The 19,648-nt window shown below is 56.4% G+C and carries 18 protein-coding genes, 1 tRNA gene and 1 other RNA gene; 2 read left to right on the forward strand and 18 right to left on the reverse strand.

Annotation, left to right across the window (positions count from 1 at the left end):
* The first annotated feature begins 247 nt into the window (after window positions 1-247).
* Window positions 248-946, forward strand: a complete 699-nt coding sequence (locus H8K04_14270; protein UVT14985.1) for a SurA N-terminal domain-containing protein — start codon at window positions 248-250, stop codon at window positions 944-946.
* A gap of 22 nt (window positions 947-968) precedes the next feature.
* Here the strand turns inward: H8K04_14270 and queA are convergent, their stop codons facing one another.
* From queA to H8K04_14345, 15 genes are all read right to left on the reverse strand, one after another.
* The gene (gene queA / locus H8K04_14275; GenBank protein UVT14986.1) at window positions 969-1,988 is read right to left on the reverse strand and encodes a tRNA preQ1(34) S-adenosylmethionine ribosyltransferase-isomerase QueA; all 1,020 of its coding nucleotides are present in this window, start codon (window positions 1,986-1,988) and stop codon (window positions 969-971) included.
* Window positions 1,988-3,202, reverse strand: a complete 1,215-nt coding sequence (locus H8K04_14280; protein ID UVT14987.1) for a SpoIID/LytB domain-containing protein — start codon at window positions 3,200-3,202, stop codon at window positions 1,988-1,990. The genes queA and H8K04_14280 overlap by 1 nt, the downstream gene beginning before the upstream one ends.
* Window positions 3,199-3,453, reverse strand: coding sequence for a DUF2905 domain-containing protein (locus H8K04_14285; protein ID UVT14988.1), 255 nt, complete (start codon window positions 3,451-3,453; stop codon window positions 3,199-3,201). Before H8K04_14285 ends, H8K04_14280 begins: the two co-directional genes overlap by 4 nt.
* 28 nt (window positions 3,454-3,481) lie before the next feature.
* Entirely contained in the window at window positions 3,482-4,504 is a 1,023-nt protein-coding gene (locus tag H8K04_14290) for an aspartate-semialdehyde dehydrogenase (protein ID UVT14989.1), read from the reverse strand.
* A gap of 7 nt (window positions 4,505-4,511) precedes the next feature.
* On the reverse strand, window positions 4,512-5,714 hold the full coding sequence (locus H8K04_14295) for a hypothetical protein (GenBank protein UVT14990.1): 1,203 nt from the start codon (window positions 5,712-5,714) through the stop codon (window positions 4,512-4,514).
* Window positions 5,715-5,729: 15 nt separating this feature from the next.
* The gene (gene leuB / locus H8K04_14300; protein UVT17995.1) at window positions 5,730-6,803 is read right to left on the reverse strand and encodes a 3-isopropylmalate dehydrogenase; all 1,074 of its coding nucleotides are present in this window, start codon (window positions 6,801-6,803) and stop codon (window positions 5,730-5,732) included.
* 35 nt (window positions 6,804-6,838) lie between these two features.
* Window positions 6,839-7,201, reverse strand: a complete 363-nt coding sequence (locus H8K04_14305; protein ID UVT14991.1) for a cupin domain-containing protein — start codon at window positions 7,199-7,201, stop codon at window positions 6,839-6,841.
* Between the two features lie 66 nt (window positions 7,202-7,267).
* Window positions 7,268-8,815: a 2-isopropylmalate synthase gene (locus H8K04_14310; protein UVT14992.1), complete on the reverse strand. Its 1,548-nt coding sequence runs from the start codon at window positions 8,813-8,815 to the stop codon at window positions 7,268-7,270.
* A 538-nt stretch (window positions 8,816-9,353) separates the two neighbouring features.
* On the reverse strand, window positions 9,354-10,160 hold the full coding sequence (gene pssA, locus H8K04_14315; protein UVT14993.1) for a CDP-diacylglycerol--serine O-phosphatidyltransferase: 807 nt from the start codon (window positions 10,158-10,160) through the stop codon (window positions 9,354-9,356).
* Window positions 10,157-10,807: a phosphatidylserine decarboxylase family protein gene (locus H8K04_14320; protein UVT14994.1), complete on the reverse strand. Its 651-nt coding sequence runs from the start codon at window positions 10,805-10,807 to the stop codon at window positions 10,157-10,159. Before H8K04_14320 ends, pssA begins: the two co-directional genes overlap by 4 nt.
* Before the next feature lie 139 nt (window positions 10,808-10,946).
* The gene (gene ilvC, locus H8K04_14325; GenBank protein UVT14995.1) at window positions 10,947-11,960 is read right to left on the reverse strand and encodes a ketol-acid reductoisomerase; all 1,014 of its coding nucleotides are present in this window, start codon (window positions 11,958-11,960) and stop codon (window positions 10,947-10,949) included.
* A 47-nt stretch (window positions 11,961-12,007) separates the two neighbouring features.
* Complete coding sequence (gene ilvN, locus H8K04_14330; GenBank protein ID UVT17996.1) at window positions 12,008-12,526, reverse strand: acetolactate synthase small subunit; 519 nt, start codon at window positions 12,524-12,526, stop codon at window positions 12,008-12,010.
* A gap of 78 nt (window positions 12,527-12,604) precedes the next feature.
* Window positions 12,605-14,380: a biosynthetic-type acetolactate synthase large subunit gene (gene ilvB, locus H8K04_14335; protein UVT14996.1), complete on the reverse strand. Its 1,776-nt coding sequence runs from the start codon at window positions 14,378-14,380 to the stop codon at window positions 12,605-12,607.
* Between the two features lie 226 nt (window positions 14,381-14,606).
* Window positions 14,607-15,035, reverse strand: an RNA gene (gene rnpB / locus H8K04_14340) — RNase P RNA component class A.
* Window positions 15,036-15,124: 89 nt separating this feature from the next.
* The gene (locus H8K04_14345) at window positions 15,125-15,994 is read right to left on the reverse strand and encodes a M48 family metallopeptidase (protein UVT14997.1); all 870 of its coding nucleotides are present in this window, start codon (window positions 15,992-15,994) and stop codon (window positions 15,125-15,127) included.
* Between the two features lie 113 nt (window positions 15,995-16,107).
* Between H8K04_14345 and rnhC the strand changes: the two genes are divergently transcribed.
* The gene (gene rnhC / locus H8K04_14350) at window positions 16,108-16,776 is read left to right on the forward strand and encodes a ribonuclease HIII (protein ID UVT14998.1); all 669 of its coding nucleotides are present in this window, start codon (window positions 16,108-16,110) and stop codon (window positions 16,774-16,776) included.
* Here rnhC and H8K04_14355 read toward each other — a convergent pair.
* From H8K04_14355 to rpoD, 3 genes are all read right to left on the reverse strand, one after another.
* Window positions 16,773-17,546, reverse strand: a complete 774-nt coding sequence (locus H8K04_14355) for a hypothetical protein (GenBank protein UVT14999.1) — start codon at window positions 17,544-17,546, stop codon at window positions 16,773-16,775. The two genes, rnhC and H8K04_14355, sit on opposite strands and share 4 nt — an antisense overlap.
* A 53-nt stretch (window positions 17,547-17,599) precedes the next feature.
* Window positions 17,600-17,676 (reverse strand) — tRNA-Ile (locus H8K04_14360).
* 155 nt (window positions 17,677-17,831) lie between these two features.
* Complete coding sequence (gene rpoD, locus H8K04_14365) at window positions 17,832-19,646, reverse strand: RNA polymerase sigma factor RpoD (protein ID UVT15000.1); 1,815 nt, start codon at window positions 19,644-19,646, stop codon at window positions 17,832-17,834.
* Between the last annotated feature and the right edge of the window lie 2 nt (window positions 19,647-19,648).

Below are 19,648 nucleotides of genomic sequence, written 5' to 3' on the forward strand. Positions count from 1 at the left end.
GATCTCCTTACCTAATTAGTGACAAAGTATAACAAAACGCATCATCTTGCACAAACAAAGACCAATCTTTTTCAGAGCTTCCTTTTTGGGTGTCCTTGCGAGTCGCCCCATGCACTCATTGCGACATCGACGGGAAGTATGCGCGAATTCGAGGAACCCATTTCCGGATCTTTTCACTGATCGCCGCTCTTGCCTTTCGTTTTGTCCGGAAGTACACTTCTCTCTTTACACAAAAAAGAGGATCGACATGATTAAGACGATGCGCGATGCATCTCACAACTACCCTTGGTTGCTCAAATCCATCATGGGCATTTTGGCTGTTGCCTTCGTGATTACCATGGGATGGTGGGGATTCGGTGAGCAAGCCGGCGGACCTGTCGCCAAAGTCGGGGAGCAATCGGTTTCACTCGACGAGTTTAAGCGCACCTATGAAAACATGCGTCGTATCTATAAAGAAAACGTCACCGGTGACTTCAAAGAGGAAGAGTTCAAAGAGTTCGTCATCGGGCAACTCGTCGACAGTCGCGTTTGGATCATCGCCGCTGAAGAAATGGGCGTGAGAGTCTCCGATGCCGATTTGCGCGAGCTGATCATGCAAACTCCGGTCTTTCAGAAAAATGGAGCCTTCGATCCGGAACTCTACCGCCGCATCCTGGCGGCGAATCATTTGACGCCGGCTTCGTTTGAGGCGATCCAGCACCAAGAAGTGCTGGCCAATAAGGCTCGGATGATCGTTCGCGATTCTGTCTCGCTCACTCCTGCCGAAATTGCCGAGGGGCAATCTCTCATGACTAGGCCGCAGGATTCCGATCCTGCCAAGGCCGCCGAAGCCAAGCAGCGGGTGTTGGACGACATGCTCTTGCAAAAACAGCAACGAGCCCTGGTCTCATTCCAACAGTCCATGAAAGCCAAGCTGCCGGTCACCGTCCGCCGCGAGCTGCTGTGAAGGCCTTCCGCTCTCGTTGAGCCTAATTGATCAGCATCGCGTCGCCGTAACTGTAGAAGCGATAGCGTTCTTCGACGGCTTCTTCGTAAGCGCTGCGTATCAGCTCGGTGCCGGCGAACGCCGACACAAGCATCAGTAACGTAGTCCGTGGAAGGTGGAAATTCGTCATGAGCACATCGACGACCTTGAACTGAAATCCCGGTGTCACGAAGAGCCGGCTTTCACCGGACGTAGGAACCATCATCCCCTTCTCCTTCATGACGGTTTCAAGCGCTCGGACGACCGTGGTACCGACGGCCATTACCCGCCCACCGGCGCGTTTCGTCTGCCTGATCGCGTCGGCCGTTTCCTCACTGATGGAGAATGCTTCCGCCCCCATCTGATGGTCTTCTATTCGTTCGGTCGTCACCGGTTTAAAGGTGCCTGGACCGACATGGAGGGTCACCGTGGCAACCTTGACGCCAGAGGCGACCAGTCGCTTAAACAGTTCTTCGGTAAAGTGAAGCCCGGCGGTCGGTGCTGCAATCGCCCCTTCGTGTTTGGCAAAGACCGTCTGATACCAGCGTCGATCCTCCGGAGTCGCGGCGCGCTTGATGTAAGGCGGAAGCGGCATAACCCCCTGCGTTTCGAAGAGCCGTGCCACAGGCTCCGGGCTGTCCACCGTCACCTCGGTACCGGATGCGTCGCGTTTCACGATGGTTGCGCGGGAATGTCGATCGAATTCGATCACCTGGCCGATACGGAGGGTGCCTTTCACCATGATCTCCCACCGTCCGTGACCAAGGTCTTTCACGAATAACACCTCAACAGATGTTCCATTCGATCTCTTGATTCCCGACACTCGTGCGGCCAAGACCTTGGTATCGTTCACGACGAGCAGGTCGCCCGGGTTCATCAATTCAGGGAGATCGGCAACCTGACGATGTGCAAATTGGTGCGACTTCCGGTCTAGGACCAGCAATCGTGCTCGATCCCGAGGAATGATCGGCTGCACCGCGATCAGGGCAGGATCGAACGGAAAGTCATAATCTGAGAGTTGCATTACGAAGGAGGAACCGAAGGGGCAGGAGGAGCCTGGGTTAATGAAGCATCGCGCAGCTCGGTCCCAGGATAGTAGTAGCGAAGAATGCTCGAAAAGGAATACCCCAGCTCTGCCAGTTCTTTCGCGCCCCACTGGCAGAGGCCCACTGCATGGCCTGCTCCATACCCGGAAAGAATGACATCCCGGCCGACGGACTCAATCGTAAATTGCGTGCTGGGCACCACGGTATACCCTACCGCCTTACGCAGATCTTCTCCACGCAGAACGAGCTCACCCAGGGAGTGCGAAATCTGCAACGTGGCCACGCGTCCTGCACGGCTATAGGTAAGCGGTGCGATGGCCGTGATCGTTCCCACCGCAAATCCTTGTTGCCGTAAATTCCTCTCCAACACATCGATCGTAAACGACGCTTTCCACTGATAGTGCGGGGACTCGATGTCGAACGGGCATTCAACGCCTTTCAAATAGGGCAGATCCTTCGACCACACAATCGTGGCATCTTCCGTGATCCCTGCGGCCGTCGATGAGAAGGCGGCATAGATGGGAGCGCCCTGATGGGTCACGACCATGCCTCTTGTGGATTCTACGGCCTGGATGATCCGTCCATCGATACCCTGGCGGCCACGATACACCTGATCTTGAGTCCCGGCAACCACATCATAATCCCGAGCAGCGCTGAGCATGTGTTGATACAACGCATACGTCCTGGCCGCAACTGCCTGAACTTTTAACATCTCGGGATGCCAGGCGGGATTCACCTCGGCCGGCACCACACCTTTGACGTACTCCTCCAAATCGACGTAATTGACGACGAGCAGGCCTTTCCCTCGCCGGACGAGTTGGATCGACCCACTGACCTGGACTGCACCTTTCTCATCGCCTGCGCGCAGGACTGCCTTATTGCCGTTCCCATTCAACCAGATTTTCACGTCATGACTTCCCGCCCGCACCATCAGCTGATCGCTCGCCACCGGTTTGCCGTTGAGAAGCAGCACCTGGCCCTGAGCCTTGATCCGGAGCGCGGACCGATACGCCCACGCCTGATCACGCTCATCGGTCACCCATAGGGTCTGATCGGTATACACTTCCAACTGCCGAACATCCGACGCCAACAGAACACGAATCGATTGAGCGGCCTGGGCCTCCGGCATCATGAGACAGCCGAAGCAGAGTCCCATTCCAGCCGCGCCGGCCAGGAGCCGTCTTGCTATCATCTTCGGAAAAACCATCCTAGGAGATAGAATAGCAGACTCAGAAAGATGCTGAGGACGATGCTGGTCCCGATGGGGAAATAGAAGCTGAAGTTATCACGCTTGACGGAGATATCACCCGGCAGCTTTCCCAGCCAACTGAACGCGCTTCCGAGGCCGGGAATCCGGTCCACCAGAACCAATAGGACCCCAAGCCCGACGATGCCAAGCCCTATCCCGATTAAGAGCTTGCCCAGCGTATTCCATTCCGGCATCAACTTCCATCCAGTTGGCAGAATGCTGTTAGCTGTTGACTAGACACTCGGCGATCTGAATCGCATTCAGCGCCGCTCCCTTGCGAAGGTTGTCGGACACGACCCAGAGGTTGAGGCCGTTGGTAATCGACTCATCCTCCCGCACACGGCCGATGTAGACCTCGTCTTTTCCGGTCGCGTCAAGGGGCATTGGGTACAGCTTCTTCACCGGATCGTCGTAGACGATCACGCCGGGCATCGCTGCCAACGCGGCACGCGCCTCGTTTGAATTCAACGGACGTTCCAATTCCACATTGATCGCTTCAGAGTGGCAACGCAGCACGGGAACGCGTACCGTGGTCGCCGTAACCCGAAGGTTCGGTGCGCCGAGAATCTTTCGGGTCTCTTTCGCGATCTTGACTTCTTCCGAGCAATCGCCTCCCTCGTTGAACGAGCCGATGTGCGGCAACAAATTGAAGGCGATCTGATAGGGATAGACCTTGGTTGTGACGTCGCGGAACGCCAGCAAGTCTTTCGTTTGATCCATCAGTTCATCCATGGCCGCGGCGCCGGTTCCGGACACCGATTGAAAGGTCGTGACCACCACTCGCTTCACCCCCACCGCATCGTGAAGGGGCTTGAGCGCCATGACCAAGGGGGTGGTCGTACAGTTGGGGATGGAGACGATCCCCCGAGGCATGGAACGCAAGGCTGCGGCATTCACTTCCGGAACCACCAAGGGAACCTGATCATCCATACGGAATACGGCACTATCATCGATCACCGCAATGCCGGCCGCTCCCAATCGCTGACCATATTCTTGACTGATGGCGTCCGTCGCGGAGATAAACGCCAGATCCACCTCATCGAACGACGAGGATTCGGTCAACTCTTCAACCGTCCACTCCTTACCCTGGCAGGTCATCACCTCGCCGGCCGATCGCTTGGACGAAAAGAGCCGGAGTCCCGCCAGCGGAAATTTTCGTTCTTCCAGGATGTCGAGTGTTTCCTTCCCTACGGCGCCGGTCGCGCCAAGGATTGCCACGATGTATCCGGGTTTCTTCTTGATCATGAGACGCCTACTCCAATGCCAACATGCGAATACGATGATTAAAGGTGTCCGCCACCAGCAACGTTCCGTCCCGGCCGGCTGCGATACCGAACGGATAACACAGACTCGCTTCTTTCGCGACCGCGCCATCTCCTGAATAGGCAGGAACCCCAACACCCGCCACGCGGCACGCCACCCCATCTGCCCAATCCCACTGCCGGATGAGGTGACTGTCGGAATCGGTCAGGAAGAGGTTTCCCTGATGATCGACGGCAATTCCCGTTGGGCGCGAAAGACTCGGCGACGGCGGATCCGACGGCGATTCATACCGATAGGCTCCGCCATCGCCCGCCACAGTGGATATCAAACCAGACGAGAGTTGAACACATCGGATTCGGCCGTTGAAGGTATCGGCTATATACAGTCGGTCGGCCGCCAAGGCCAATCCACTGGGACCCGCAAGAGCTGCGTCAACAGCGTGCTGCCCATCTCCGTCGTACGTTGCTGTCCCGGTTCCCGCAACCGTGTGAATCACGCGAGTCTTAAGGTCTACCACACGCACACGATGATTGCTTTGATCGGCGATATAGAGCCTGCCTTCATTGTCGACGGCCAAGGCCGAGGGTTCATTGAGCGCAGCGTGATGCGCGGGACCGCCGTCGCCGGAAAAACGAGCCTGACCTGTTCCTGCCAGCGTCGAGATCATCCCGGTTGCCGTGTCCACCATCCGCACACGATGATTCATCGTATCGGCGATATAGAGATTCCCCTCCCGGTCTACAGCCACCGCTGTGGGAAAATTGAGATCCGCGCTCACCGCCGGCCCACTGTCCCCACCATACCGTTGTGAGGTGGGTGCTCCGTTGGTCCAATATCGGACAGTTCCGCTCAAATCGGCCTGCTGTGTAAATTTCTCCGTGGTGGTTCGACCACCATCAGCGAACGGGTCTTCATCGGTGGGCGGGACACTTGCTTCCCGTCGCTCCGGTGCATGGGTCTGGTCGTTGCTGGGTCTCCCGGCTACGGTCGAGATGATACCGCTGACGCAGTCAATTCTTCGAATGACGTGATTTTCTGAATCGGCCACATACACGTGTCCGTGGTGATCGATCGTGACGCCTTTGGGTTCATTCAAACAGCCCCGATCCGCCGATCCATCGTCTCCCGCAAAACCCGCCTCGCCGTTACCGGCGAGTGTTTTGATCATCCACGTGGAAAGAATGGTTGCCATAGATCAGGCCGCTGACTAGTTCAGATTTCTCACGATGGCCTCGCCCATCTCGACGGTCCCCACGATCCGCGCTCCGGGGCTCTGAATATCTTTCGTGCGATACCCGAGGTCGAGCGTTTTCACAATGGCTTGTTCGATGGCTTCAGCCTCTTTCTCGAGGTGAAATGCGTACGACAACATCATCGCAGCCGAGGCAATCGTGGCGATGGGATTGGCGATATTCTTGCCTGCAATGTCAGGGGCGCTCCCATGAATCGGCTCGAAGAGCCCGACTTTCGCCCCGATGCTGGCCGACGGCAACATGCCGATCGAACCGGTCAGCATCGCTGCTTCATCACTGAGAATGTCTCCGAACATGTTATTGCAGAGGAGCACGTCGAACTGTCGGGGGTTCCGCACCAGCTGCATGGCGGCGTTATCGACGTAGATATGCCCCAGTTCAACATCCGGATAGGACGCGTGGACGTCGATGACGACCTTTCGCCACAGCTCCGAGGATTCCAACACGTTCGCCTTATCGACCGAGGTCACCTTCTTGCGCCGTTTCCGCGCCGCTTCGAATGCGACCTTGGCGATCCGCCGAACTTCTTCCGTGGAATAGACCTCCGTATTGAATCCCCGTTCTTCGCCATTGGGCAGCTTTTCAATGCCCTTGGGTTTGCCGAAGTAGATTCCCCCGGTGAGTTCGCGAATCACGAGGATGTCGATCCCCTCGACGACCTCACGCTTCAACGTGGACGCATCCACCAGATTGGAGTACAGCTTTGCCGGCCTCAAGTTGGCATAGAGCCCTAAGGCCTCTCGGATTCCGAGCAGCGCGCGTTCTGGCCGCAGGCTGTACTCTAACCCTTCCCACTTGGGGCCACCGACGGCTCCCAGCAAGACCGCATCACTCTGCTTCGCGAGCGCCAATGTATCCTTCGGCAGCGGAACTCCCGCCTTATCGATCGCCTGACCGCCGATATCAGCCGCGGCAAATTCGAACGAATGCCCATATTTATCCGCGATGACCTTGAGAACCTTCACAGCTTCAGGAACGATCTCGCGTCCGACGCCGTCACCGGCCAGCACTGCAATCTTGGCCTTCACCATTGCTCCTTTCGATCCTTCAATCCGCCCATGGTCTATTCCAACACGCGTTCATCTTCAACTCGCCAGGCCGGATCCACGAAACACAAGAATTCGATATCTGTCGTGCCGGTATTTTCGAGAAACTGTTGCCCTCCAGGGGGAACATAGACCGTCGTCCCGGCTTCGACCGGCGTGACGTGCTCATCGATCGTCAATCGGCCACAGCCCGATATGAAATAATAGACCTCGGACGACGCCAAAACATGTCGCTTCGATCGTTGACCGGAAGGGAGAGTGCCGTGGGCAAGACTATATTTCAGTTTGAGCTGATGCTTGGCCGGGTGAAAAATCTCCCGCAAGCGCGTATCGTCGCCGGCTAGAAACTCGGGGCGATCCGCCAGCGTCACCTTGAACACGGACAAGCCCCCTCAACCTCAACACGCTAAGTCACGGAAATTGAGACTGTATCGTGGAGAGCGCCGTCAAATCAAGTTCACCTTCTGTTCTCCTTGAGCCTGTTTCGTCGCCAGATAGGCCAGCTTGTTCAATGCGCTTAAATAGGCCCGGGCAGAGGCCGTGATGATATCGGTATCGGCCCCGTGGCCCGTCACCGTCCGGCCGTCTTCCTGAACCCGCACCGAGACTTCGCCTTGCGCATCGGTGCCACCGGTAATAGCTTTCACGACATACATCAACAACTTGCTCTTGGTCTGCGTCATCGCGGCAATGGTGCGATAGACGGCGTCCACCGGCCCATCGCCTGTGCCGGTTTGAGCGATGGACTTCCCATCGATCTCCAGTTCGACCGTGGCCGTTGGGACCTGGTCCGTTCCGCTCGAGACGTGAAATGTTTTGAGCGCAATGCGGTCGGCCATCTTCGACAACTCTTCCGAGACGATGACCTCGAGATCTTCCTCGAAAATCTCCTTCTTTTGGTCGGCGAGTTTCTTAAATCGCTCGAACGCGTGGTTGATCTCTTCCTCGCTGAGCGCGTAGCCCAGCTCTTCCAGGCGCTGCCGAAACGCATGACGCCCGGACAACTTGCCCATCACCATCTGGCTCTCGACCAATCCGATCGACTCCGGGCGCATGATTTCGTAGGTTGTTTTCTCTTTGAGCAAGCCGTCCTGATGAATGCCCGACGTATGGGCAAAGGCGTTGGCTCCGACGATCGCCTTATTGGGCTGTACCACCATTCCCGTAATCTTACTGACCAAACGGCTGGTCTTCGCGATTTCTTCGGTTTTGATCTCGGTGTCGGCTTGGTAGAAATCCTTCCTGGTCCGCAGACCCATGACGATTTCCTCCAAGGAGGTATTACCCGCGCGCTCGCCGATTCCGTTGATCGTGCACTCGACCTGGCCCGCCCCATTGATAATGGCCGACAGACTGTTGGCCACCGCCACACCCAAATCGTTGTGGCAGTGGACGGAAATGACGGCTTGTTTCGCGTTGGGGACCTTGTCGCAAATCCCCTTGATCAGTGCGCCGAACTCTTGTGGGACCGCATACCCCACCGTGTCGGGAATATTGACGGTGCCGGCCCCGGCGGCGATGACCGCCTCGATCACTTCGTGGAGAAACGATGGATCTGAACGGCTCGCATCCATCGGCGAAAACTCGACGTCATCGACATAGCCACGCGCCAGCCGGACCATCTCCACGGCGCGCTGTTTAGCCTGCTCGCGCGTCATCCGAAACTGATGCTTCAGGTGGATATCCGACGTCGAGAGAAAGGTATGGATTCGGATCTTCGGCGCCCCTTTGAGCGCCTCCCAAGCCCGGGTGATATCTTCGGGACGGGCACGCGCCAGACTGCAGACCGTCGGCCCTTCGACCTCCTGCGCAATCCGCCGGACCGCCTCGAAATCGCCGGGCGAGCTATAGGCAAATCCGGCCTCAATAATGTCCACGCCGAGCCGCGCCAGTTGTTTGGCCACCATGACCTTCTCTTCCACGTTCATGCTGGCCCCAGGCGATTGCTCACCGTCCCTCAGGGTTGTATCGAAAATTCTGATCATGCGTGCCATGACTCACCTCCGATTCACAAGCTGCTCAAAAAGTCTTACTTTCTCACCCGCCCACCCTAGGCGCGCCGAGTCGCGCCTTCTCCCCTAGCAAGGCCGCAGGCGAAGGAAAACGCCGGAGGCGTACTTTCTCAAGTACGTTGAGGACGTTTTCGAGCCGAGAACAAAGTCAGCAATCGTTTTCATCAGCCATAAAATACAAAAGCCTTCATCCCGTAAGACCCAGGGACGAAGGCTTGACGCGCTCCGTGGTACCACCCTGATTCAGCCTGATGATCATCAGGCCCTTCATTTGCCTCTTACGAAGGCAAGACGGAATCTCCTACTTCATGTTCGGAGATTCGGCTCAGAGGCGAGTTCGGCGATGTCTAGGCTGGTTTGCACCACCCACCAGCTCTCTCTTCACAATGTTGAAACCGGTTCCCAGCTTCGTTCTCGCTGGATAACCGCTTTTAACATTCTGTTTTCTAGACTGCTCGCGTACTACTCCTCGTCTTAGCCGTTCACGAGAATTGCCGTTCCTCCCGTCGATTGTTCACGGCTACGGTTTTGACTCGATCGGCGACGGCTCGACTTTCCCAATATTCCTTTTTCCGCCGGCCGGGGCAACCAGCCAAAATACTTTTTCAGCCGGCCCCATCAATGCGTAACCGGCAAAGATGACAAATAACATAACCGCCGGCCAGGCTGCCACCATCATCAGTGTGAGAATACCCCAAACCAGATAGGTAATCTGCCGGTGGCCTTTAAATTTGAGTTCCTTAAAGCTTCGATACTTGATCGTGCTGACCATCAAGAACGAGAGGGCCAGCGTCATAAGCAGCACCACGATCGGCCGGGTCTCCGCACCCATCTTCAGGAGGTAGTGATCAAAGACCACCAGAGAAGCGACGACTCCGGCAGCCGCGGGAATAGCCAATCCGGTAAAATATTTGCCGTCGGACAAGGCGACCGTGGAGTTGAATCGTGCCAACCGCACGGCTCCCATGGCCACGTAGGCGAACATCACCGCCACGCCGAACGTCCCTTGCCCGCTCAACGCCCATGAATAGATCAGCAGACCCGGTGCGACACCGAACGAGACCACATCGGACAGCGAATCGTACTCCAGACCGAACTGGCTCGTACTGTTGGTCAGGCGAGCCGATTTCCCGTCCAAGACGTCAAAAATCATCGCGACGAGGATTGCAATCGCCGCCTCCAAGTAGTTTGCGTTGAAGACGGACAGTATGGCGAAGATTCCGCAAAACAAATTGCCTGTCGTGAACAGATTGGGGATGAGATGCATGGCGGCTTTCCGCCGCTTCCCCTCTTTCCCGAACGAATTCCTGAAGCCTGCCGTTTTCATGGCAATTCTCCTAGGATAGTTTCGCCGCCCTTCACCCGCTGCCCGACAGCCACCCGAAACGTGGTACCGATCGGGAGAAAGGTATCCATGCGCGACCCAAACCGGATCAACCCATACCGCTCACCTCGGACAGCCGGATCCCGTGGCGAGACCCAACACACAATACGCCGGGCGATCAATCCGGCCACTTGCACACACAAGACCTTGATGCCTTCAGGAGTCTTGATCATCAAGGCGTTCTGTTCATTCATGAACGTGGCTTCCGGCTTACTGGCCACCATGAAAAGGCCCGGTTGATACTGCACATTTTCGATCACGCCGTCACAGGGCATCCGATTGATGTGGACGTCGAACACATTCAAAAAGATCGTGACCCTGACGCTGCGCTCTTTCAGGTATCTCGGCTCAAACTCTTCCTCGATCGCAATCACCTTCCCATCACCGGGAGCGACCACAAGATTCTGACCTTGCGGGACGACCCTGGCCGGATTGCGAAAAAACCAGGCACAAAACAGTGTCGCGACGGCACCGACAAACGCGACGACCGGCCAGCCCAGCAATCCCGTCAACAGTGTAACGCCGGCGGGAACCGCAATGAAGGGAATTCCTTCTTTGGCAAAGGGAACGCCCACCGCACGATCTGCCACGGAGTTACCTCAGTCTACGAAGGATGCGACAACGAACACGCCTCTCCGCAAAACAAAGATCGCAGGGGTGGAAAGGCAAGACGTACACTTTCATTGTACGTCAAATCATTGAACGATGCGAGACCAGAACCGGAAATCCCTAGTTCTTAGTCTTATCGACGAGTTGATCTTTCTTGAGCCACGGCATCATTCCCCGCAGTTCGGCTCCGACCGCCTCGATGGGATGCGCCTCGCCTTTGGCAAGCAGCGCATTGTAGACCGGCCGATTGGCTTGATTTTCGAGGACCCATTCTTTGGCGAACCGCCCTGTTTGGATCTCTTCAAGAATCCGTTTCATTTCCTGCTTGGTCTGTTCGGTGACCACCCGCGGGCCTCGAGTGACATCGCCATACTTCGCCGTCGTGCTGATCGAATAGCGCATATTGGCGATCCCGCCTTGGTAAATCAGGTCGACGATGAGCTTTACCTCATGCAAACATTCGAAATACGCCATTTCCGGTGAGTACCCCGCCTCGACCAGCGTCTCGTACCCAGCCTGGATCAACGAGGTCAGTCCTCCGCAGAGCACCGCCTGTTCACCGAACAGATCAGTCTCGGTTTCTTCACGAAAATTCGTTTCGATCACACCGGCGCGTCCGCCCCCGATCGCGCTCGCATAGGCCAATCCCACTTGCCTGGTAGCGCCGCTGGGATCCTGATGAATCGCAAGCAAACAAGGGACCCCGCTGCCCTTCGTATACTCCGAACGCACGAGGTGTCCAGGTCCCTTTGGGGCCACCATAAAGACATTGATCGAGGCCGGCGGCACAATCTGGCCAAAATGAATATTGAACCCATGACCGAACGCCAAATATGACCCGGCTTTGAGATTAGGCGCGACTTCCTGCCGATAGATGGCGGCCTGCGCCTCGTCCGGTGCCAGAATCATCACCACATCGGACGCCTTAACCGCATCGGCCACCGGCATGACTTTGAGCCCGCTCTGTTCAGCTTTTTTCCAAGACGCGCCTTCACGCAACCCAATGACGACCGTTACCCCGCTTTCTTTCAGGTTCAGCGCATGGGCGTGACCCTGGCTCCCATAGCCGATCACGGCCACAGTCTTACTTCGGATCTGCTGAACATCGGCATCCTTATCGTAGTAGATTTTCATGACCAACCCTTTCCCTTCTCTAGCAATTCTGCATACTCAGCAGGACGTTACTCGCGGGCCACTTTCTTCGTCTGGACCGCCGCAGAACGGACCGGTTCGCGTGCGACGGCCACCCGGCCGGTGCGTACCAAATCCTTGATTCCAAGAGGTTGTAACAAGTTGATGATCGCTTCTATTTTCTTGGGATCTCCGGAGACTTCGATCGTGTAAGTACTCGGCGTCGAATCGATCACGTTCGCCCGAAAGATATCCACGATTCTGAGCGCCTCGGCCCGATCCTCATCCTTCGTATGGACCTTAATGATCGCGGTCTCCCGTGAGACAAACTCCGTCTCATTCAAGTCCACGACTTTGATCACGTCGATAAGCTTGTTCAATTGCTTCACGATCTGCTCAATGATCCGCTCATCACCCGTGGTCACAATCGTCATCTGCGACATGGACGGATCAAGCGTCGGCGCGACCGACAAGCTTTCAATATTGAACCCCCGACCGCTGAATAACCCCGCGACCCTTGAAAGAACCCCGAACTTATTTTCAACCGTTACCGAGATGATGTGTTCCATCTTTTTCAGTACTGAGACTCGAGTACCGAGAGCTGAGCCGAACACCCAGCCCTGAGCACCCACCACTCAGCACTTCCTTTAAGCTGTGAGCACCGTATCTTTATCTTCCGGCGTCACTTTCGCCGCACCGGATTGTTTCTTCTTCAACTCCGGCGGATCTTCCAGAATCATTTCATGGTTACATCCGCCGGCCGGAATCATCGGATAGCAGTTCTCAAACGGATACGTTGGAACATCCACAATGACGGGTTTATCCGTGGACAAGGCCTCTTTGAGCACGGCATCGAGATCGTCGGCTTTCTTGACCCGCAATCCCACCGCTCCATAGGCATCCGCCAGCTTGACGAAATCCGGAGTCGTATCCAGATAACTCGACGCGTAGCGCCCTTCGTAGAATAGATCCTGCCATTGCCGGACCATACCGTGAAATCCGTTGTTCAAGATGATGATCTTCACCGGCAGTTTGCTCACCACGGCCGTCGCCATCTCCTGCATATTCATCTGGACGCTGCCGTCTCCCGCAATACAAAGAACCAAACGATCCCGGAAGGCGGCCTGTGCCCCCATCGCGGCAGGGAAACCAAAGCCCATCGTGCCGAGTCCGCCCGAGGTCAACCACCTGTTCGGCTTCGCCAATTTGAAATACTGTGCAGCCCACATCTGGTGCTGTCCGACATCGGTCGAGACGATCGGATCGCGGTCTTTGGTCAGTTCATACAACCGCTTGACCACTTGCTGTGGCTTGATCGGCCCGTCCTTCTCTTGGTGATATGTCAACGGGTGGGCCTGTTGCCATTCTCGGATCTGATCCCACCACGGCTTCCGCAGTTCTTTCTGCTCGCCGTTCACCGTCGCGCGCAAGATTTGATTCAACTCACGGAGCACCGCCTTGCAATCGCCGACGATCGGGATGTCGACGTGAATGTTTTTCCGAATGGACGTCGGGTCGATATCAATATGGATCACTTTCGCATAGGGACAGAACTCCGACACCTTCCCTGTGACTCGGTCGTCGAACCGCGCACCGACTGCGATCACAAGGTCGGAGTAATGCACAGCCATGTTGGCCTGATAGGTCCCGTGCATCCCCATCATACCCATGGAGAGGGGATGCTCTCCGGGGAACGCGCCCAGTCCCATCAGGGTCATGTCTACTGGAATCTGTGTCATCTCGGCCAGTTCGAGCAGTTCTTGCGAAGCGCCTGAAAAGACCACGCCGCCACCGACATAGAGAATCGGCTTCTTGGCCTTCATGATCGCTTCGGCCGCCTGCTTGATCTGCCACTTATTTCCGTCGTACGTCGGGTTGTAGCCTCGGATCGAGACAGAATTCGGATAGGTGAATTCCGCTTTGGCCATCGACACGTCCTTCGGGATATCGACGAGCACAGGGCCTGGACGGCCGGTGGTCGCGATATAAAACGCCTCTTTGATCGTAGCCGCCAAATCGTTCACATCTTTCACGAGAAAATTGTACTTCGTACAGGGCCGGCTCAAGCCCACATTGTCCGCTTCCTGAAAGGCATCGTTCCCGATCAAACTGGTCGGGACTTGGCCGCTGAAACAGACCAATGGGACGGAATCCATGTAGGCATCGGCCAACGCCGTAATCACGTTGGTCATACCGGGACCGGAAGTGACCAAGCATACGCCGGCCTTGCCGGTGGCCTTGGCATAGCCTTCTGCCATGTGCCCCGCGCCCTGTTCATGTCGCGTCAGGATCACCTCAACATCCTTCTGCTGATGGAGCGTATCGAAAATCTTCAAGACCACTCCACCGGGAAGCGCAAAGACCGTTTTGACTCCCTCTCGCTTCAGGCATTCGATGAAGATTTCAGCACCGGTGAGTTTCATGACAACCCTCCCTACGACCGCAAGATTCGGCCTGCCGTCAAAGGATCAGACCTCAAAAGACACGCCTTGCGAAAGACGCATCATCGTGCACAAATGTGTTTGAAATCAAGGGGAAAGATTCGAGATCCTAGCATCCTCAAGGACGACCGTCAATACGAGGCCCCATGGAACGCCCAGAGAAACAAATTTGAGATCGTTTGGATGACGGGCTTCGCCCCAAAAGGGCGTGGGCGGAGAACCTGTAAGCCGGATTCTGTCCCGCAAAGAAGTTTCCCCCTTTGCCTGGATGATCATTTCTCTGGGATTCGAGTTACCTCGAACCTCAAGCGACCTACCCGAAGACCTCGACCGGGCCAGTCGGTGTGCAACAGTCCGCGAGGAGCGCTGCACATGTCCTCCTATTTGGCCTTGCACCGGGCGACGCTTACCCTGCCGGTGATGTCACCACCACCGCGGTGGGCTCTTACCCCGCCGTTTCACCCTTACCTGTGCCGCGGCGACCAGATGGGATCCCATCGCCTTGGCCATCGGCGGTTTGATTTCTGTGGTGCCGGTGTCGGATTACTCCGCCTGGGAATTACCCAGCGCCCTGCCCATGGAGTCCGGACTTTCCTCCCGATGCCAACACGCACCGAGCGACCATCCAGTTCTCCACCCACGCGGGTTCAGTATACGAAAGGCCATAGGCCGAAACAAGGAGACCTGGTGGGTACCATTACGATTGATCAACGGAATTCAGACCGGCTATCGTCCACTCACTTCCGGCAACGGTGCAGCGGGCACCGGAGTTCGTTTCTGATAGAGAGCCATGGCCTCCGGCATCCAACTCTTCAATTGGTCGATTCGCGTCTCGTGGCCTGGATGGGTGGATAAGAATTCAGCCGGGCCTCCCCCGCCCGACGACTGTGCCATCCGTTCCCACAAGGCGACCGACTCACGCGGATCATACCCCGCATCCGCTGCTAGAAGAATGCCTATGTAATCCGCTTCCGATTCATGTTTTCGGCTAAAAGGAAGCAGCACGCCGACCTGCGCCCCCACTCCAAGCGCCGCCATGGTCGCTTGGCCAAGCATAGGATTTCCGCCGCTGAGCCCGATCGCCGCACCGGCGGCTTGTAACCCGATATTCGTCAGCTGCCCTTGACTCATGCGTTCCGCGCCATGGCGAGCCAACGCATGCACGACTTCATGCCCCATCACGGCTGCCAAGCCGGCTTCCGTCTTGGCCATGGGGAAAATACCCGTGTAGACCGCCATTTTCCCCCCAGGCAGCGCAAACGCATTGGCCGTTTTGTCATCTTTGATCACGGACACTTCCCACTGAAACTGCTTGGCCATCTCCGCATATTTTGAGCGTTTCGCAGCTTCGACGATCCGAGCGGCCACTCGTTTCACCGGTTCGATCTCACGGGGATCTTGGGACAGTTTCATCTTCGGGTCAGTTTTGATCTGATTGTACGCCTGCGCCCCCATTTGCATTTCTTGACCCACCGACGACATCAACAACTGCGACCGGCCTGTGTAGGGGTTGGTCTCGCACCCTGCCACGCCGAACCCCGCCACCACGAGACATGCGATCATGGTCCTTTGCCTCAATAGCCGGGCGTGCATCATACATCCTCCAACCACATGCGTCTTCTGGATCCGCCGTCCTCGATTGACCACCCTGCATTCCATTGGTAGATTACGCCGCCCTAGACAGGATTTCCAGAGGGGAGAGCAGCCTCATGACCGCGCGACATCCCCACAGCACCAGTTCAATTGAGCGCATCGGGATCGACGAATCCGGAAAAGGCGACTACTTCGGTCCGCTCGTCATCGCCGCCGTCTTTGTCGACGCCACCACACAAGGCGAGCTCGCGCTCATGCAGGTCCGAGATAGCAAAAACATCTCCGACGGTCGCATTCTCGAAATGGCTCCCGACATTAAAACCATTTGCCCACACAGCGTCATCGCGATTGGACCGAAGAAATACAACGAGCTCTACGGGAAGATCCGTAACCTCAATCGCCTGCTCGCCTGGGGACACGCCAAAGCGCTCGAGACCTTGCTTGAACGCGTAACCTGCGAGCGAGCCATCTCCGACCAGTTCGGAGATGAGCGATTGATCCTCAATGTGTTGCAGGAAAAGGGCCGGAAGATCGTGCTTGAACAACGGACGAAAGCGGAATCGGATCTTGCCGTCGCTGCGGCGTCTATCCTGGCTCGGGCCGAATTTTTACTCCGATTGAAGCGATTGTCAGGCGAAGTCGGCACCACCCTACCGAAAGGCGCTTCTCCGGCCGTCGAACTCGCTGCGAAGATGATCATCAAGAAACACGGGCAGGAACGGCTGGACTCCGTGGCAAAGCTCCACTTCAAAACCACCCAAGCCATCCTGGCGGAACTACCCTAGACCGATTCTCCCACTTCGAAGTCCGACGGCTTCCCTCCCACTATTGAGGGAGCTTCCGTGACCGGCTCGCCTTCCCAGTACAAAATACGACGGCAGTAGGGGCAGAGGTGTAAATTGTCGGATCGTTTGACTTGCGCAATGAGCTGCGGCGGGATCTGAAGGCGGCATCCGAGACAGATGCCGTCACGCACCGCGGCAAGCGGCTGATCCCTCCGTGAGGCCTTGACCTGAGTGTAGCGATCGAGCAGAGATTTCTCAACCCGAGCCGATGCTTCGCGATGGTGCGTTTCAAGTTGAGCCAGTTCCACAGCGAGTTCCTTGTCCTGCGTATCCAGCCTTTCCTTCTCTTGGACAAAAACCTTCTCAAGGGCACGATGCTTCTCGTGAAGCTCGTTTGCGGTCTTCTGGAGCTCGTCGATCTTCTCCATCGACAACAGAATCTTTTCCTCGAAATCTCCCCGCTTCTTGTTCGCCAGCTCCAGTTCGAATAAATGTGCCTGATATTCTTTGTTGGTCTTCAGGCTTGCCGCGTGCGACTTCATCTTCTCGGTGTGTGCCTCATGGGCTTCGAGATCTTTTTCGTGGGAGCGCCGCTCCTTGGTGGCGGCTTCAACGGCTGCCTTCGTATCATTCAGGAGCTGAGCTGCTTCCCGGAGTGGAGATTCGGCGGCATGGAGACGTTCAGGGATTTTTCTGCGGATCTCACTGACCTCCATGATGCGGAGGTCGAGCTTTTGCAGTTCGATGAGTGGGGAGAGTTTTTGATTCAACGTGTCCTTTCCATCACGACTGGCGCCCTGAAGGCATCAGGCGCGCTTCCGGCTGGTGGGCCCACTAGGACTTGAACCTAGGACCAGCTGATTATGAGTCAGCCGCTCTAACCACCTGAGCTATGGGCCCGATCGGAAAGGGTTCGAGCTCAGGCTGATGTCTGAGTGACCACTTGCGCCTGACGACTTCGTCGTCCTCAATCTCGGTATTCGCATCAACCTGAACCTGGATTCTAGGCTGTCCCTCCGAATGGAGTCAAATCAGACCACCGTGAGATTCGCCCTCTAGAGACTTTCGACAAAACTCCTCAGCTTCTTACTGCGGCTCGGATGCCGCAATTTCCTGAGAGCTTTGGCTTCGATTTGCCTGATACGTTCGCGTGTCACTTCGAAATCCTGGCCGACTTCTTCCAACGTATGGTCGGTCGCTTCTCCGATACCGAACCGTTTCCGCAAGACTTTTTCCTCGCGCGGCGTCAGAGTTTCCAAGGCACTGTTGATCTGCCGCTGCAAGTCGTAACGAATCGCGGCTTCCAACGGAGACACGGCCTTTTTGTCCTCGATGAAATCACCAAGATGACTGTCTTCCTCTTCTCCGATAGGCGTTTCAAGCGAGATGGGTTCGCGGGCGATCTTGAGGATCTTCCGAACTTTGTCCAACGGCAAATCCATGCGCTCGGCAATCTCTTCGGGAAGCGGTTCTCGCCCCAGCTTCTGCACGAGATGCCTGGAGGTCCGGATGAGTTTATTGATCGTTTCGATCATGTGCACCGGGATCCGGATCGTTCGCGCCTGATCGGCAATGGCCCGGGTGATCGCCTGCCGAATCCACCAGGTGGCGTAGGTACTGAACTTGTACCCGCGCTTATACTCGAATTTGTCCACCGCCTTCATGAGCCCGATATTGCCTTCCTGGATGAGATCGAGGAACTGCAGGCCCCGGTTGGTGTACTTCTTGGCGATGCTGACCACGAGACGCAGATTCGCTTCGACCAACTCCGCCTTCCCGCGCTTGACCTTCTCTTCGGCAATGTCCAGATGTTTGACCGCGTCCTTGATTTCTTCAGCCGGGACAAGCGCTTCTTCCGTTTCGAGTTGGCGGACCTTCCCTTTGGCGGCTTGATAGACTTTCCGAATCTCCAGCAGGGTCTCTTCCGATACTCCGGTTTTCCGTTTGACCGCCAAGAAATCCTGACGACTCCGGCACATCTTTCGCAGAAGCTCGGCCCCGGCCTCTCCGCCCACCCCGATGCGGCGCTGGCAACTGACCGCCTCCCGTTCCGCCGCCCTAATCTGGACCGCGAGATCGCGAACGCGCTGCACCATCCGGTCTTTCAAGACACCATGGAGGTTCACCGATTCAATCTTGTTCACCACTTGCTGGCGGATCGCATCGAATTGCTTCTTGTACTTCTTTTGTTTGACCGGATCACTGCCGATATGCTTGCCCTTCTCCGCCAGCGCCTTGAGCGCAAGCGAGACCTTCCGAACGGAGTTCAATGCTTCCAGCGTCTTCACCCGCAGCTCTTCGTAATCCCGCTCCACCGGCTGCTGCTCTTCCTCAAAATCCTCCTCGGTCTCTTGAACCGGCACGATTTCGCGCACATCGATCTTGGCGTTCTTGAGCTGATCGCGAAGAGCCAGGACGAACTCGATGGTCATCGGCATGCCGTAGATCACCGAGGCGATATCTTTTTTGCCCTCTTCAATTCGCTTGGCGATTTCGATCTCGCCTTCGCGGCTGAGCAGCGCCACACTCCCCATTTCCTTGAGATAGAGGCGCACAGGATCGTCGGTACGGCTGAGCGCCCCAGGCGTCAGATCGATCGCCTTATCGTTCTCTTCCTCGGCCTCCGCCTCGACGTCCTCCACATCCTCGCCGCCCTCGCCTTCAGATCGTTTCTGTAGCCGCTCCCCCTCCGCCCCCTCGACGATTTCGATATCCATCTCACCGAACATCGCCATAATGCTGCCGAACTGGTCTGAAGACACCACTTCAGCGGGCAAAGTGCTATTGAGCTCGTCATATGTCAGGAATCCTTTTTCCTTCCCGATCGTAATCAGCTTCTTCACCTCACCGAGCAACTCTTGTTTCGGCATGA

This window comes from Nitrospira sp., assembly GCA_024760525.1.
GTDB lineage: Bacteria > Nitrospirota > Nitrospiria > Nitrospirales > Nitrospiraceae > Nitrospira_D.